Below are 13586 nucleotides of genomic sequence, written 5' to 3'. Positions count from 1 at the left end.
CACGAAAAGGAACATCAAGCCATGCCTAAAAGTGTCATTATTCCGCCCGGCACCACCACACCTATCGCCCCTTTTGTGCCCGGTACCCTCGCCGATGGCGTGGTCTACGTTTCTGGCACCCTGCCGTTCGACGCGCAAAATAATGTGGTGCATGTTGGCGACGCGGCTGCTCAGGCCCGCCACGTACTGGAAACCATTAAAAAGGTGATTGAAACGGCGGGCGGCACCATGGATGACGTCACCTTCAACTCCATCTTCCTCACTGACTGGAGTAACTACGCCGCCATTAATCAGGTGTATGCCGAATACTTCCCTGGAGATAAACCCGCTCGCTACTGCATTCAATGCGGGCTGGTGAAGCCGGATGCGCTGGTCGAGATTGCCACCGTGGCACACATCGGCAAACAGGAGGCGTAATGCATCTGGAGATTCAGGGTTTACAGACGAAGGATGCACCGACGCTGGTGCTCTCCTCCGGCCTGGGGGGCGTTGCCGGTTTCTGGCAACCCCAGCTGGCGGCGCTGGGGCAGCATTATCGCGTGGTGACCTACGACCAGCGCGGCACCGGCCGCAGCCCGGATACACTGCCTGAAGGCTACAGCATGGCGATGATGGCCGCCGAGCTGGCAGATGCGCTGGAGCAGCAGGGAATCGAACGCTTTGATCTGATCGGCCATGCACTTGGCGGGCTGATTGGCCTGCAACTGGCGCTCGATTATCCGCAACGTGTTGGACGCGTAGTGGTGATTAATGGCTGGCTGTCACTCGATGCCCACACCGGACGTTGTTTCCAGGTACGCCAGGATCTGCTGCTCAATGTGGGGGTTGAGGCTTTTGTCCGCGCCCAGCCGCTGTTTCTTTATCCGGCTGAATGGCTGGCACGCCATCAGTCGCGCATTGAAGCGGAAGACGCCCATCACGTGAAGCATTTCCAGGGTATGGAAAACCTGTTACGCCGCTTACATGCGCTGAAAAGTGCCGATTTCCGCCCCTGTGCGGCACGTATCACCCAGCCGGTACTGGCGATCTATAGCCAGGATGATCTGCTGGTGCCGTGGAGTTGCTCTCCGCAACTGGCGGCCGCGCTCCCCAATGCCAGCCTGATCGAAATGAGCTGGGGCGGGCATGCGATGAGCGTGACCGATGCGGAAAACTTCAACGCGCTGTTGCTGCAATGGCTGGAAGGCAGCCGCGCTGGTGCGAAATGAAGAGCCGCACGGCCTCGCCTGGTTTGACCGCGGATATCATCACTTTTCACGGCAGGAAGCCCGCTAACGCCGCCCTGTGCGGTCCGGTTCCACAGACACTCTGGAGAAGACGATGGCGAGTTCCTGGTTTCCCCGCTGGCAGAAAAAGTCAGCCTTGACTGAAAATGGGCTGATTGCACCGGATGAAACGCTGCCGCTCGGGCAGACCGTGATTCTGGGCCTGCAGCATGCTGTGGCAATGTTTGGCGCAACGGTGTTGATGCCGTTGCTGATGGGGCTGGACCCAAATCTGGCAATTCTGGTTTCCGGGATCGGTACCCTGCTGTTCTTTGTCGTCACCGGGGGGCGCGTGCCCAGCTATCTCGGTTCCAGTGCGGCCTTTGTCGGCGTGATTATCGCCGTCACCGGCTTCAATGGTCAGGGACTCAACCCCAACCTGGCGCTGGCGCTCGGTGGGGTGATCGCCTGTGGTGCTCTGTACACGCTGATTGGGTTTGTGGTGATGAAAGTGGGTACGGGCTGGATCGAAAGGCTGATGCCACCGGTGGTCACTGGTGCGGTTGTCATGGCAATTGGGCTGAATCTCGCACCGATTGCGGTACATAGCGTGTCATCGTCAATGTTCGATAGCTGGATGGCGGTGATGACGGTGCTGTGTATTGGTCTGGTGGCGGTGTTTACCCGCGGCATGGTGCAGCGTTTGTTGATCCTGGTGGGGCTGATTGCCGCCTGGGCCATTTACGCCCTGCTGACCAATGTCCTGGGGTTTGGCAAGCCGGTCGATTTCACTGGTGTCGCCAACGCCGCCTGGTTTGGCCTGCCGCATACCACCACGCCGGTGTTTGATATGCAGGCGATCGTGATGATCGCACCGGTGGCCATCATTCTGGTGGCTGAGAACCTTGGGCATATTAAAGCCGTGGCGGGGATGACCGGGCGCAATCTTGATCCCTGGATGGGGCGAGCTTTTGTTGGTGATGGCCTGGCGACCATGCTATCGGGATCGATCGGTGGCAGCGGTGTGACCACCTACGCGGAAAACATTGGCGTGATGGCGGTAACAAAAGTCTATTCTACGCTGGCTTTTGTCGCAGCGGCGTTGATTGCTTTGGTGCTGGGCTTTTCACCCAAATTTGGCGCACTCATCCACACCATTCCTGGTCCGGTGATTGGGGGAGCATCGATTGTGGTGTTTGGCCTGATTGCCGTGGCAGGTGCGCGTATCTGGGTGCAAAATAACGTCGATTTCAGCCAGAACAGCAATCTGATTATGGTGGCCACCACGCTGGTGCTGGGTGCCGGGGATTTCGCGCTAAAAATCGGTAACTTCACCCTGGGCGGCATCGGCACCGCCACTTTTGGTGCCATCATTCTTAACGCGATTCTGCGCCGTCGCGGTGCCAGCCTGGGTGAAAACCAGGCGGCACGCCAAAACAGTTAAGGCTCCTGCATCTCCTGCGGTGCCAGCTCCGGCACCGCTTTTTTACGCCGGATACGTAATTCACTGACGATCACCCCACAGACAATTAACGCGCCGCCCAGCAGCGCCGCCGCCGGTAAACGCTCACCTGCCAGCCGTCCGACTACCCCGGCCCACACCGGTTCACCGGCGTAGATCACCGTCGCGCGCGTCGGCGAGACACTGCGCTGCGCCCAGTTCATGGTGACCTGAATCAGCGCGCTTGCGGCACCGAGTCCCAGCGCGCTCAGCACCAGCGGCGTACTGAATGTCGGTAACGTTTCCCCATTGGGGATCATCAACACGAAAGCACAGGCCGATGCCACGGCCAGCTGGATCAGCGTCACACGACGCACATCAACCTGACCAGCAAACCGGCTGATCAGAATGATTTCAGCGGCAATCGCCAGGGTGCTCAGCAGGGTGGCAATTTCACCGGCGTTTAGGGCGAAACGGCCATCCTGCGGACCCGCCACCAGCAACAAGCCAATAAACGCCAGCAGAATCCCCAGCCACGCCATCAATCCGGGTGGACGACGTAAAAACAGCCACTGCAACAGCGGCACCACGGGCACGTAAAGCGCAGTCAGAAAGGCGGACTGGCTGCTGGAAATAGTTTGCATGCCCCAGGTTTGCAGGCCATAGCCTCCGGCGATAGCCACACCGATCAACGCCCCCGCTTTGCACTCCAGCCAGGTGGTTTGCTTCAGGTAACGGCGGAAGAAAAAAGCCAACAGTAGCGCTGCCGTCGCAAAGCGCAGACCGACGAAGAAGAATGGGCCGGAGTGAGCCATCGCCCGATGCACCACCAGAAAGGTGCCGCCCCAGACCATGGTAATGAAGATCAAAACAAGTTCCTGGCGCGTCAGGCGCAGGGAAAGACGAGAAGAAGCTGAAGACATAAAGCACCAGGATGTGAATTCGGGCGCCATTTTCGCAGAGTCAGAAGGCGTTGTCACCGCCGGGCGCTCCCGGCGGCGGAGGGAATTACTGCACAGCCGGATTATTTCTTACCGCGACTGCGTCCCCCTTTTTCACCTGCTTCGGAAGCGCGCTGCGGGTCGTTTCTGAAATTCCCGCCGCTATTCTTACCGCCTTTACGGCCTGCTTCCGCGGCTCTTTCGCGATCTTCCGCGAAATTACCCGATCCTCCACGATGTTGGGCCATCATTTCCTCCGAGAGAGTTTTTCGCATCTGTGGTCAGGACTTTTCACATGCAAGGGTGAAAAGCTTAGGTGGCTCGTTTTCCGGGCCACCCGATTAAAGAATAGCCAATAGCGTTGCGTTTATGGCTGATATTTATACTTTGAAACACATATTCCTCTTTATTTTTTCATCAACTCGGCATTTTACGCCAGATGACAAGCGCTTAGCGGAGTATTAAGCGAAGCCGCAGGTGAGCGGCTGTGCTGTTCAGCGGCAGGTCACGCAGGCTCTTCTATACTTCAGATTACGTGTTCAAACCCCGCAGGAAGAAAAAAGATGGCGAAAATTCTGGTGCTTTATTATTCCATGTACGGACATATTGAAACCATGGCGCAGGCCATTGCAGAAGGCGCACGTCGTGTGAACGGTGCAGAAGTGACGATATTACGCGTGCCGGAAACCATGGACGCCGAACGCTTCGCGCAGGTCGGCGGCAAGGTCAATCAGCCAGCTACTGAAGCAACTCCCGAAGATCTCCCGCAATACGATGCCATCATCCTCGGCACCCCCACACGTTTCGGTAATATGGCGGGGCAAATGCGTAACTTCCTCGACCGCACTGGCGGACTGTGGGCCTCAGGCGCGCTGTACGGCAAAATTGCCAGTGTGTTTGCCTCCACCGGCACCGGCGGCGGCCAGGAGCAAACCATCACTTCAGTCTGGACCACCCTCGCCCACCACGGCATGGTGATTGTTCCCATCGGTTATGGCACCAAAGAACTTTTCGATATCTCCCATGTACGCGGCGGCACCCCTTACGGGGCCACCACCATTGCAGGGGGCGATGGATCGCGCCAGCCTTCTGCAGAAGAACTCGATATCGCCCGTTTTCAGGGCGAACATGTCGCCGGTCTGGCGGTAAAACTGAAAGGATAAATCCACAACAGGAGACCTTTATGGCAACAGAACAGTCTAAGGCTCACCACGTGGGCGAATGGGCCAAACTACGCCACACCTCTAGAGAAATCGCAGAAGCGATATTTGAGGTTGCTAACTATGACGAACGCCTGGCAGAAGAAATCTGGCGTCAACAGGGCAGCGATGAAGTGTTGTTTCGCGCCTTTGATAAGACCGATCAGGACGTCCTGACGTGGGATGATAAGACGGTTGAGCGTAAAAACATCTGAATCTCAGGCGGGCCAGTCCCGCCTTTGTCGTCTTAATTGACCAAGGAGCGTTGTATGTCTTCCTACCAAAGTATCAATCCCGCCAATAACCAATTGCTGAAGAGCTGGCCATCGCATGATGGCGCTTATGTGCAGCAGGCGCTGGAAACTGCCGATCGTCTTTACCACTCCGACTGGTGCAAAGGAGATATCCAACCGCGACTGCAGGTGCTGAAACGTCTGGCAGATCTGATTGATGCGCGCGTTGAACAACTGGCCACCATCGCCAGCCAGGAGATGGGCAAGCTGATTGGTCAAAGCCGTGGCGAAGTTAAAATTTGTGCCCAAATCGCCCGCTACTATGCCGAACACGCGGCAACGCTGCTGCAACCGCAAGCCTATCCCAGCGATGTGGGTGATGCCTGGCTGGAATATCATCCGGTTGGCGTGATTGTGGCGGTGGAACCGTGGAACTTCCCCTATTACCAGTTGATGCGCGTGCTGGCTCCCAACCTGGCACTCGGCAACCCGGTGCTGGCAAAACACGCCAACATTGTGCCGCACTGCGCCGATGCCTTCGAAAAACTGGTCCATGAGGCAGGCGCACCTCCTGGAGCCTGGACCAATCTGTATATTTCGAATGATCAGGTGGCGGATTTGATCGCCGATGACCGTGTGCAGGGCGTGGCGCTCACCGGGTCCGAACGGGCAGGCAGTGCGGTAGCGCAGCAGGCCGGTAAGTATCTGAAGAAATCGACGCTGGAACTGGGTGGCAACGATGTGTTTGTGGTGCTGGACGATGCCGACCTCGATGAGGCGGTGCGCCAGGGGGCGCAGGCACGCCTCAGCAACTGTGGCCAGGTCTGTACCGCGGCGAAGCGCTTTATCATACATGAGAAGGTTGCCGGGCCCTTTATGGCAAAATTCAGCGCTGCGCTGCAATCGGCTGTCGCTGGCGATCCGCTGGATGAGAAAACCACTCTCGGTCCGCTGTCGTCACAGGATGCGCGTGAGCGTTTAATCAAACAGGTTGATGAGGCCATTGCACAGGGTGCTAAGGTCGAAATAGGCGGGCGTGTCATCGACGGCGTCGGCAATTATTTCCAGCCGACGATTCTCACCGGCCTGACGCCGGATAATCCGGCCTATTATCAGGAATTCTTCGGCCCGGTGGCTCAGGTCTATGTGGTGGCTAGCGACAGTGCTGCCGTGGCGCTGGCGAATGACTCACATTATGGCCTCGGTGGCTCGGTATGGACGCGGGATATTGCCCGCGGGCGTAAAATGGCAGCGCAAATCGAAACCGGTATGGTGTTTATCAATTCACAAAGCGATACCGCCGCAGAACTTCCTTTTGGTGGCGTGAAACGCTCAGGCTATGGACGGGAGCTGTCTGATCTCGGTCTGAAAGAATTCGCCAACCAGAAACTGGTGGTGGTGGCCGGATAAATAAAAAACCCCGCCTCGGCGGGGTTTTTCACTGCTGGCAGCTTAGTTGCTGGCCGCCGGGGCAGGCGCTTCGCTCTTGTCTGATTTAGCTGGCGCATCCGCTTTGGCCTTCTCTGCCGCCGCCGCATCTGCTTTCGCTTTCTCTTCCGCTGCTTTCTGGGCTGTCGCTTTCTCAGCTTTCGCCTTCGCTTCCGCAGCTTTGTCGGCTTTCACCTTCTCTTCTGCCGCTTTGGCATCTGCCGCTTTCTGCGCAGCAGCTTTATCCGCCGCCGCTTTATCTGCGGTGGCTTTGTCAGCAGCGGCTTGATCTGCCTGTACCTGCGCATCATCGCTGGTCGTCGCTGGCGCGGCAGCTTGTTCTGGTTGCGCAGCAGCCGGTGCCGGAGCAGCAGGCTGCAACGGCGTGCCCTGCAAGGCGGCATTCAGCACGCTGGCGAATTGATCCCAGCTGCAATACCCATTGGCATCGGCATCACAACCCGCCAGTTGTAGCGTGACACGTTTCGGCGGATTCTTCAGGCTCAGCACATCAGCGTTACGCAGCTGATCGCTGGTCTGGTAGACATATTCCACCTTCAGCAGGTCTTTGTTGTTTTTCGCATCGTGCCAGCGTTCAAATACCACCTGGCCACCAATCGGCGTCTTCTCATCGTTGCCCGGCAGCTCATACGGCTTCACCTGCAACGCGCTGAGTAGCGAAGCGATATTCGAGTCATGTCCCACCATCAACGTCACTTTCGGCGCGTTGGCTTTGTCCTGATCGATCAGCTGGCTGCGGATGTAATCCACCAGCGGTGCCGCCACTTCGCGTGCCACATCTGGTGAAGTGAACAACGCATCCTGATAATCATTTTTAATCGCTGCCAGCTCTTTCCACTGCTCAGGCGTTTTGATCTGCCCCCAGGCAACCTGATCCAGCGGGAAACCTTCGTAATATTGCAGGGTGAAAGCATCGATCAGCGAATTTCCAACCTTCAGCGGGCCATTGACGTTCGGTTCTTTACCATTGTCGGCGCTAAAGGTGTTCTGGCCACTGCTCAAATCACACTGCTTCTTGCCGTTGCAGGCTGGCGAGGATTTGTAATCAACAATTTTTTCGAGGTATTGGTAAGCGGGTTTTAACGCCAGCTTTTCATTGGCCGCGGTCATCGCCGTCAGGGCTTTTTTATTGAAATCGTCGCTGCCATCAGTCACCACCGGATTGAACACCGGATCCATGGTCCCCATGGCATCCTGATGCGTCACGGCGATGTCGCATCCAGGGAAAGCACCATTCACGAAGAACTGAGCCGTTGCTACGGTGCGTTGCAGGCTGTTGGCATAGACAAACACGTTGCTGCTATCCGGGCAGACGCCGTTTTCAACCAGGCCCTGCTGAGCCAGCCACTGACGGGTATAGTTACCCATGTAGACTTCCAGCACTCCACCTTTGGTGGTGAGCTGCCCACCGGGCACATCCCATTGCGGCCAGCTTTTTTTCGTTGATTGCTCCAGCACGCTGCCGTTGTTCGCCAGCGGTGCGCGCAGATTGTGACGGCTCAGCATCAGTACCTGCTGCAGCTGCATGTCCCCTTCCGCAGCCTGCGCTGCCATGCCCATCGGTAATGCAGCGATGACTGACAACGCGCAAAGACTCAGTTTCTTGATCATTGTGCCTATTCCATAATTCATCAGTGAAACACTCTGGCATTCAAACGATTAGCTCGGCCACAGAGCGAATTGCCCCACAGTGTAACCCAGCTTGCCTGGGAAAATCGCCAGATGTTTGCAAAAACCGTGAATGGACTATAGCAGACCAGAGCCTCGCCGTAGGCTTAAGGCAGCAGATTGAAAAGCAACGGGATGTTTTTCAGAATCTCTGAAGTAGAAATGCAAAAAGCCCGCATCGCTGCGGGCTTCTTTAATTTGGCGGAGGAAGAGAGATTCGAACTCTCGGATGGTTTCCCATCGGCGGTTTTCAAGACCGCTGCCTTAAGCCGCTCGGCCATCCCTCCTGATAAAACAAATACTTAACCCTGAGCAGGTTAAGTGGCGGAGGAGGAGAGATTCGAACTCTCGGATGGTTTCCCATCGGCGGTTTTCAAGACCGCTGCCTTAAGCCGCTCGGCCACCCCTCCGCAATGACGCGCACTATAAACATCCCCCCCGAAGATGTAAAGCCTGCTGCGATTCATTCGCCTGAAAAACAGCCAAAAACTATTTATTCGCTGCCATAATCGCCATTCCGCTCAGGGAAACAGCAATTTATCGCGTAAAGAAGGGTAAAACGCCTTTTCTGTCCCAGCACCGCTGCGTATTCTTTCCGCAGATTTGGTGTTCTTTCAATTTAAGGAGCGCATGATGGATAGAATTATTACGTCGTCGCAGCGGCAGTCGCTAATCAGCACCCACAAAGTGCTGCGCAATACTTATTTCTTACTTGGCCTGACACTGGCGTTCTCCGCCGTTACCGCCACACTCAGCACCGTCTTCGCCCTGCCTGCACCGGGTCTGATTCTGATGCTGGTCGGCTTTTATGGCCTGATGTTCCTGACTTACCGCCTGGCGAACAGCCCAACGGGTATTCTGGCAGCGTTTGCCTTTACCGGATTCCTTGGTTACTGCCTGGGGCCAATTCTTAACTCATTCCTCTCGGCGGGTATGGGGGATGTGATTGGCATGGCGCTGGGCGGAACCGCGCTGGTGTTCTTCTGCTGCTCGGCCTACGTCCTGACCACCCGTCGCGATATGTCATTCCTCGGCGGCATGATGATGGCGGGCTTTGTGGTGCTGCTGGTGGCGGTTGTCGCTAACCTGTTCCTGCAGCTGCCTGCCCTGCACCTGGCAATCAGCGCGCTGTTTATCCTGTTCTCAGCGGGTGCCATTTTGTGGGAAACCAGCAACATCATTCACGGCGGCGAAACCAACTATATTCGCGCCACGGTGAGCCTGTATGTATCGCTGTACAACATCTTTGTCAGCCTGCTTAGCCTGCTGGGCTTTGCCAGCCGCGATTAACGTCAGTCAGTTCGTCATAAAACCCCGCTCCGGCGGGGTTTTTGCTTTTTCTGGCCGCCCCGCCCTACAATACGCGCAAACTGAATCTGAGGAGTCACCGTGATTTTTGCCGGTAAAGAGATCGCCACCGATGCGGAAGGCTATCTGAAAAACAGCGCGGACTGGAGCGAGCCCCTGGCGCAAGCCATTGCCGCAACCGAGGACATCACCCTGAGCGAAGCGCATTGGGAAGTGGTGCACTTTGTGCGGGCTTTCTATCTGGAATTTAATACCTCACCGGCAATTCGTATGCTGGTAAAGGCAATGGCGCAAAAATATGGCGAGGAGAAAGGCAACAGCCGCTATCTGTTCCGCCTGTTCCCGGAAGGCCCGGCAAAGCAGGCGACGAAAATTGCCGGATTGCCAAAACCGGCGAAGTGTCTGTAATCAGCCAGTGGTGAAACGGCTGGGCGGTTCTGCCGGCTGATGGGGTTCCACCAGCACTTTTTCTACGCGTGCGCTGCGCGGGCCACCCGCCTTTAACCAATCAATTAATGCCGTGACCTGCGCTTCCTCGCCCCAGGCCAGCACTTCCACGCTGCCATCACTCAGGTTGCGGGCATAACCTTTCACGTCCAGCTGTCTGGCCTGCGCCTGCGTGCTGTAGCGAAATCCAACGCCCTGCACCAGACCGTGCACCCAGATTTTGAAGCAGGTAGTGGCCATTGTGCTCTCCCGTCACTGTTCATTGCATTTTGCCGCCATCCACCGGAAAATGGCGCCTCATTTTTTCAGGTAAGCATAGCAAACTATGACAGTTCGATTGATTCTCGCTAAGGGACGTGAAAAATCCCTTCTCCGCCGCCATCCCTGGGTGTTTTCGGGTGCCGTTGCCCGCATGGAAGGTAAAGCCCAGTCCGGGGAAACCATTGATATTTGTGACAGCAATGGCAAATGGCTGGCCCGTGCCGCTTATTCACCGCAATCGCAGATTCGGGCGCGCGTCTGGAGCTGGCAACAGGATGAGTCAATCGACATTGCCTTCTTTGTCCGCCGCTTTACCGAGGCACAGCAGTGGCGTAGCTGGCTGGCACAGCGCGATGGCCTGGATAGCTATCGTCTGATTGCCGGTGAATCTGATGGCATGCCTGGCGTGACCATTGACCGTTTCGGTGATTTCCTCGTGCTGCAGCTGCTGTCTGCCGGTGCTGAATATCAGCGCCCGACCCTTGTTTCCGCCCTGCAGCAATGCTTCCCGGAATGCGCGATTTACGATCGTTCCGACGTGGCAGTACGTAAAAAAGAGGGACTGGAGCTGGCACAAGGTCCGGTGTGTGGTGAGCTTCCACCACCGCTGCTGCCGATTACCGAGCATGGCATGAAATTGCTGGTGAATATTCAGGGCGGCCATAAAACCGGTTATTACCTCGATCAACGTGATAGCCGCTTTGCCACTCGCCGTTATGCCGATAATGCGCGCGTGCTGAACTGCTTCTCTTACACCGGTGGTTTTGCGGTATCGGCATTGATGGGCGGTTGCCGTGAAGTGATTAGCGTTGATACCTCGCAGGATGCCCTGGATGTAGCAAAACAGAACGTGGAACTTAATGGCCTGGATGTCTCCCGTGCCCAGTTCCTGCGTGATGATGTGTTTAAGTTGCTGCGTCGTTACCGTGATAGCGGTGAAAAGTTTGACCTTATCGTGATGGACCCGCCGAAATTCGTTGAGAACAAAAATCAACTGGCCGGTGCCTGTCGTGGTTATAAAGACATCAATATGCTGGCGATGCAATTGCTGAACCCCGGCGGTTTTCTGATGACCTTCTCCTGTTCAGGACTGATGGCGACTGATTTGTTCCAGAAAATCATTGCTGATGCCGCCGTCGATGCCGGTCGTGATGTACAATTTATTGAGCAGTTCCGTCAGGCAGCCGACCACCCGGTGATCGCCAGCTATCCTGAAGGGCTTTATCTGAAAGGTTTCGCCTGCCGCGCACTGTGACTTGAAAAAGCTGCCTCTGCCTCCATATCTTGAGCAGGGCAGTATTTTGGGAGGTCACTATGATTGCCAGTAAATTTGGAATTGGACAGCAGGTCCGACACCGTCTCTCCGGGGTGCTCGGCGTGATTGTGGATGTCGATGCGGAGTATTCGCTGGACGAACCTAAGCTGGAAGAAGTGGGTGCCGCAGAGAAACTGCGTGCAGCGCCCTGGTATCATGTGGTGATGGAAGATGAAGAAGGCGAGCAGGTTCATACCTATGTCGCTGAAATCCAGCTTGCTGGTGAAACCTCATTTGAACACCCGGAACAACCTTCCATGGACGAACTGGCCGCGTCGATTCGGCAGCAGCTACAGGCACCACGCCTGCGTCATTGATCAAAAACGGCGACCTCAGGTCGCCGTTTGTTTTAATGCACCGGTTGCGAAATGCCCAGTCGCGGTATCTCAATCTTCGGGCAACGATCCATTATCACCGTCAATCCCGCATCCTGCGCCAGCACCGCGGCTTGTTCATTGATCACGCCGAGTTGCAACCAGAGTGTCTTCGCGCCAATCGCAATGGCTTCCTGTGCCACTCCCCACGCCGCTTCGGCATTGCGAAACACATCCACCATATCAATGTTGCCTGGAATATCGGCCAGAGTAGCGTAGGCTGTCTGTCCCAACAGCTGCTGACCGGCAAGTTTTGGGCTGACCGGAACCACGTCGTAGCCCTGATCGAGCAAAAATTTCATCACGCCGTAGCTGGGACGATCGGGACGATCGCTGGCACCCACCAGCGCAATACGTTTGGCGTGAGTCAAAACATCACGAATGGTTTGATCGTTCATGCATCTCTCCTTTTTTCACTCGCCTGAGTGTAAATGGCATCAGCTGACCGCGCCCTTTTCCATAGCGGAAAAGTTTGCGCGGCAGCACGAATAAGTATGTTAAAATGTAAACTAACTGCCATAATGTAATAATTTGCTACACATCACTGATTTGCGCCCAGCTCACGGGAGTTGAAATGAAGCTGTTTTTGACTGTTACGGGTTTGATCATGCTACTCGTATCAGCATCCTGCCATGCCATTACCCTGAAACTTGATCCGGAAATCGATCTTCTGGTGCTGGATGGGCGCAAAATTTCCGGTTCACTGCTGAAAGGGGCGGACAGCCTGGAACTGGAACGCGGACAGCACCAGTTTTTGTTTCGCGTGGAAAAATCACCGGACTCATCACCTCGCAACAACCCGCATTATCAATCCGTGCCGATGATTGTGACCTTCACCGCCACAGCCAAAAGCGTCGCTATTCGTCTGCCCGCGCTGGACAACCGCCGTGAGCGTTCCACCTTCGACAGAACACTCAATTTCCAGCTGATCGATGAGCAGGGCAAAGAAATCGCCAGCATTCGTGACCGTCTGCCACAGCCGGATGGTGGCGATCTGGAACAGGCAATGCTGAAGTATAACCGTAATGGTCAGGCCGCTTCCGTGCCGCGCTTTGCGGTGCAAACCAGCAGCCTGTCTGACACTCAGATAAACGCAGATTTCGCCTGGCAGGACGTCAGTGATCTGCCTTTATTACAACGTTGGTTTGAGCGTTTTGATGCTGCCACCCGTTTGCGTTTTCTCAGCTGGATGAAAACCTTACGCGCAAGTTGATAGGAACGAAACGCCAGGGGTAAACTCGATGTATTACTTACATCGACCGCTAAGAATCAGGAAGCCCCATGGAGCAAACCGTTCGTACCCTCAATATTCAGAAACATATCGCCCTCGTCGCTCACGATCACTGCAAAGCCTCATTGCTGGATTGGGTGCAGAAAAACCAAAGCGCATTGCAGTCACATGTGTTGTACGCCACCGGTACCACCGGCAATCTCATCAATCGTCATACCGGTCTGGACGTGAACGCCATGTTGAGCGGCCCGCTGGGCGGCGATCAGCAGGTTGGCGCGTTGATTTCGGAAGGTAAAATTGATGTGTTGTTCTTCTTCTGGGACCCGCTTAACGCCGTACCGCACGATCCGGACGTTAAAGCGTTGCTACGCCTGGCGACAGTCTGGAATATCCCGGTGGCGACTAACCGCTCCACCGCGGATTTCCTCATCCAGTCGCCGTTGTTTGCCCGTGAAGTGGAGATTCAGATCCCTGATTACCCTCGTTATCTGGCAGATCGCCTGAAAGCGTAATA

General features: G+C 55.8%; 17 protein-coding genes and 2 tRNA genes. 12 read left to right on the top strand and 7 right to left on the bottom strand.

Annotation, left to right across the window (positions count from 1 at the left end; all coding sequences use genetic code 11):
• The first annotated feature begins 21 nt into the window (after positions 1 to 21).
• From rutC to rutG, 3 genes are all read left to right on the top strand, one after another.
• On the top strand, positions 22 to 417 hold the full coding sequence (gene rutC, locus HA50_RS07050) for a pyrimidine utilization protein C (protein WP_013508575.1): 396 nt from the start codon (positions 22 to 24) through the stop codon (positions 415 to 417).
• A complete protein-coding gene (gene rutD / locus HA50_RS07045; protein WP_084873760.1) occupies positions 417 to 1208 on the top strand; it encodes a pyrimidine utilization protein D in 792 nt (263 codons plus the stop codon). Before rutC ends, rutD begins: the two co-directional genes overlap by 1 nt.
• Before the next feature lie 112 nt (positions 1209 to 1320).
• Entirely contained in the window at positions 1321 to 2649 is a 1329-nt protein-coding gene (rutG, locus tag HA50_RS07040; RefSeq protein ID WP_084873759.1) for a pyrimidine utilization transport protein G, read from the top strand.
• On the opposite strand, the gene HA50_RS07035 is transcribed toward rutG, so the two are convergent.
• Together HA50_RS07035 and HA50_RS07030 are read right to left on the bottom strand one after the other, a co-directional pair.
• A complete protein-coding gene (locus HA50_RS07035; protein ID WP_084873758.1) occupies positions 2646 to 3569 on the bottom strand; it encodes a DMT family transporter in 924 nt (307 codons plus the stop codon). The two genes, rutG and HA50_RS07035, sit on opposite strands and share 4 nt — an antisense overlap.
• A 101-nt stretch (positions 3570 to 3670) precedes the next feature.
• On the bottom strand, positions 3671 to 3835 hold the full coding sequence (locus HA50_RS07030) for a con-10 family general stress protein (RefSeq protein WP_084873757.1): 165 nt from the start codon (positions 3833 to 3835) through the stop codon (positions 3671 to 3673).
• A 315-nt stretch (positions 3836 to 4150) separates the two neighbouring features.
• On the opposite strand from HA50_RS07030, the gene wrbA reads away from it, so the two are divergent.
• From wrbA to HA50_RS07015, 3 genes are read left to right on the top strand one after another with little or no spacing between them, the layout of a single operon-like run.
• Complete coding sequence (gene wrbA, locus HA50_RS07025) at positions 4151 to 4750, top strand: NAD(P)H:quinone oxidoreductase (RefSeq protein WP_084873756.1); 600 nt, start codon at positions 4151 to 4153, stop codon at positions 4748 to 4750.
• 20 nt (positions 4751 to 4770) lie between these two features.
• Positions 4771 to 5001 (top strand): YccJ family protein, encoded by a 231-nt coding sequence (locus tag HA50_RS07020; protein WP_084873755.1) that lies wholly within the window; start codon positions 4771 to 4773, stop codon positions 4999 to 5001.
• 54 nt (positions 5002 to 5055) lie between these two features.
• The gene (locus HA50_RS07015) at positions 5056 to 6429 is read left to right on the top strand and encodes an NAD-dependent succinate-semialdehyde dehydrogenase (RefSeq protein WP_084873754.1); all 1374 of its coding nucleotides are present in this window, start codon (positions 5056 to 5058) and stop codon (positions 6427 to 6429) included.
• Between the two features lie 42 nt (positions 6430 to 6471).
• Here the strand turns inward: HA50_RS07015 and agp are convergent, their stop codons facing one another.
• The 3 genes from agp to HA50_RS07000 form a co-directional block, all read right to left on the bottom strand.
• Entirely contained in the window at positions 6472 to 8079 is a 1608-nt protein-coding gene (gene agp, locus HA50_RS07010; RefSeq protein WP_208617278.1) for a bifunctional glucose-1-phosphatase/inositol phosphatase, read from the bottom strand.
• Positions 8080 to 8335: 256 nt separating this feature from the next.
• Positions 8336 to 8423, bottom strand: a tRNA-Ser gene (locus HA50_RS07005).
• 35 nt (positions 8424 to 8458) lie between these two features.
• Positions 8459 to 8546, bottom strand: a tRNA-Ser gene (locus HA50_RS07000).
• 223 nt (positions 8547 to 8769) lie between these two features.
• Here HA50_RS07000 and yccA point away from each other — a divergent pair.
• A complete protein-coding gene (gene yccA / locus HA50_RS06995) occupies positions 8770 to 9426 on the top strand; it encodes an FtsH protease modulator YccA (protein ID WP_084873752.1) in 657 nt (218 codons plus the stop codon).
• Positions 9427 to 9525: 99 nt separating this feature from the next.
• Positions 9526 to 9852, top strand: coding sequence for a sulfurtransferase TusE (gene tusE, locus HA50_RS06990; RefSeq protein ID WP_084873751.1), 327 nt, complete (start codon positions 9526 to 9528; stop codon positions 9850 to 9852).
• On the opposite strand, the gene yccX is transcribed toward tusE, so the two are convergent.
• Positions 9853 to 10131: an acylphosphatase gene (yccX, locus tag HA50_RS06985; RefSeq protein WP_084873750.1), complete on the bottom strand. Its 279-nt coding sequence runs from the start codon at positions 10129 to 10131 to the stop codon at positions 9853 to 9855.
• Between the two features lie 85 nt (positions 10132 to 10216).
• Between yccX and rlmI the strand changes: the two genes are divergently transcribed.
• Together rlmI and hspQ are read left to right on the top strand one after the other, a co-directional pair.
• Positions 10217 to 11407, top strand: a complete 1191-nt coding sequence (gene rlmI / locus HA50_RS06980; RefSeq protein WP_084873749.1) for a 23S rRNA (cytosine(1962)-C(5))-methyltransferase RlmI — start codon at positions 10217 to 10219, stop codon at positions 11405 to 11407.
• 59 nt (positions 11408 to 11466) lie between these two features.
• Complete coding sequence (gene hspQ, locus HA50_RS06975; RefSeq protein ID WP_084873748.1) at positions 11467 to 11784, top strand: heat shock protein HspQ; 318 nt, start codon at positions 11467 to 11469, stop codon at positions 11782 to 11784.
• Between the two features lie 32 nt (positions 11785 to 11816).
• Here the strand turns inward: hspQ and HA50_RS06970 are convergent, their stop codons facing one another.
• Positions 11817 to 12239: a CoA-binding protein gene (locus tag HA50_RS06970; protein WP_084873747.1), complete on the bottom strand. Its 423-nt coding sequence runs from the start codon at positions 12237 to 12239 to the stop codon at positions 11817 to 11819.
• 176 nt (positions 12240 to 12415) lie between these two features.
• On the opposite strand from HA50_RS06970, the gene HA50_RS06965 reads away from it, so the two are divergent.
• Together HA50_RS06965 and mgsA are read left to right on the top strand one after the other, a co-directional pair.
• Positions 12416 to 13054: a YccT family protein gene (locus tag HA50_RS06965; RefSeq protein WP_084873746.1), complete on the top strand. Its 639-nt coding sequence runs from the start codon at positions 12416 to 12418 to the stop codon at positions 13052 to 13054.
• Positions 13055 to 13122: 68 nt separating this feature from the next.
• Complete coding sequence (gene mgsA, locus HA50_RS06960; protein ID WP_084873745.1) at positions 13123 to 13584, top strand: methylglyoxal synthase; 462 nt, start codon at positions 13123 to 13125, stop codon at positions 13582 to 13584.
• The last annotated feature ends 2 nt before the right edge of the window (positions 13585 to 13586 follow it).

The organism is Pantoea cypripedii, assembly GCF_002095535.1.
In the GTDB taxonomy this organism is placed as follows: domain Bacteria; phylum Pseudomonadota; class Gammaproteobacteria; order Enterobacterales; family Enterobacteriaceae; genus Pantoea; species Pantoea cypripedii.
Note: the sequence above shows the minus strand (reverse complement) of the source record. Positions and strands in the feature narration are given on the sequence as shown.

What these genes read in the sequence shown, in the direction of transcription:
- rutD (WP_084873760.1), top strand. Translation starts at nt 417, where the DNA reads ATGCATCTGGAGATTCAGGGTTTACAGACGAAGGATGCACCGACGCTG.
- HA50_RS07020 (WP_084873755.1), top strand. Translation starts at nt 4,771, where the DNA reads ATGGCAACAGAACAGTCTAAGGCTCACCACGTGGGCGAATGGGCCAAA.
- mgsA (WP_084873745.1), top strand. Translation starts at nt 13,123, where the DNA reads ATGGAGCAAACCGTTCGTACCCTCAATATTCAGAAACATATCGCCCTC.
- agp (WP_208617278.1), bottom strand. Translation starts at nt 8,079, where the DNA reads ATGATCAAGAAACTGAGTCTTTGCGCGTTGTCAGTCATCGCTGCATTA.
- wrbA (WP_084873756.1), top strand. Translation starts at nt 4,151, where the DNA reads ATGGCGAAAATTCTGGTGCTTTATTATTCCATGTACGGACATATTGAA.
- hspQ (WP_084873748.1), top strand. Translation starts at nt 11,467, where the DNA reads ATGATTGCCAGTAAATTTGGAATTGGACAGCAGGTCCGACACCGTCTC.
- yccX (WP_084873750.1), bottom strand. Translation starts at nt 10,131, where the DNA reads ATGGCCACTACCTGCTTCAAAATCTGGGTGCACGGTCTGGTGCAGGGC.
- HA50_RS06970 (WP_084873747.1), bottom strand. Translation starts at nt 12,239, where the DNA reads ATGAACGATCAAACCATTCGTGATGTTTTGACTCACGCCAAACGTATT.
- HA50_RS06965 (WP_084873746.1), top strand. Translation starts at nt 12,416, where the DNA reads ATGAAGCTGTTTTTGACTGTTACGGGTTTGATCATGCTACTCGTATCA.
- rutG (WP_084873759.1), top strand. Translation starts at nt 1,321, where the DNA reads ATGGCGAGTTCCTGGTTTCCCCGCTGGCAGAAAAAGTCAGCCTTGACT.
- rlmI (WP_084873749.1), top strand. Translation starts at nt 10,217, where the DNA reads ATGACAGTTCGATTGATTCTCGCTAAGGGACGTGAAAAATCCCTTCTC.
- HA50_RS07035 (WP_084873758.1), bottom strand. Translation starts at nt 3,569, where the DNA reads ATGTCTTCAGCTTCTTCTCGTCTTTCCCTGCGCCTGACGCGCCAGGAA.
- HA50_RS07015 (WP_084873754.1), top strand. Translation starts at nt 5,056, where the DNA reads ATGTCTTCCTACCAAAGTATCAATCCCGCCAATAACCAATTGCTGAAG.
- HA50_RS07030 (WP_084873757.1), bottom strand. Translation starts at nt 3,835, where the DNA reads ATGGCCCAACATCGTGGAGGATCGGGTAATTTCGCGGAAGATCGCGAA.
- yccA (WP_084873752.1), top strand. Translation starts at nt 8,770, where the DNA reads ATGGATAGAATTATTACGTCGTCGCAGCGGCAGTCGCTAATCAGCACC.
- rutC (WP_013508575.1), top strand. Translation starts at nt 22, where the DNA reads ATGCCTAAAAGTGTCATTATTCCGCCCGGCACCACCACACCTATCGCC.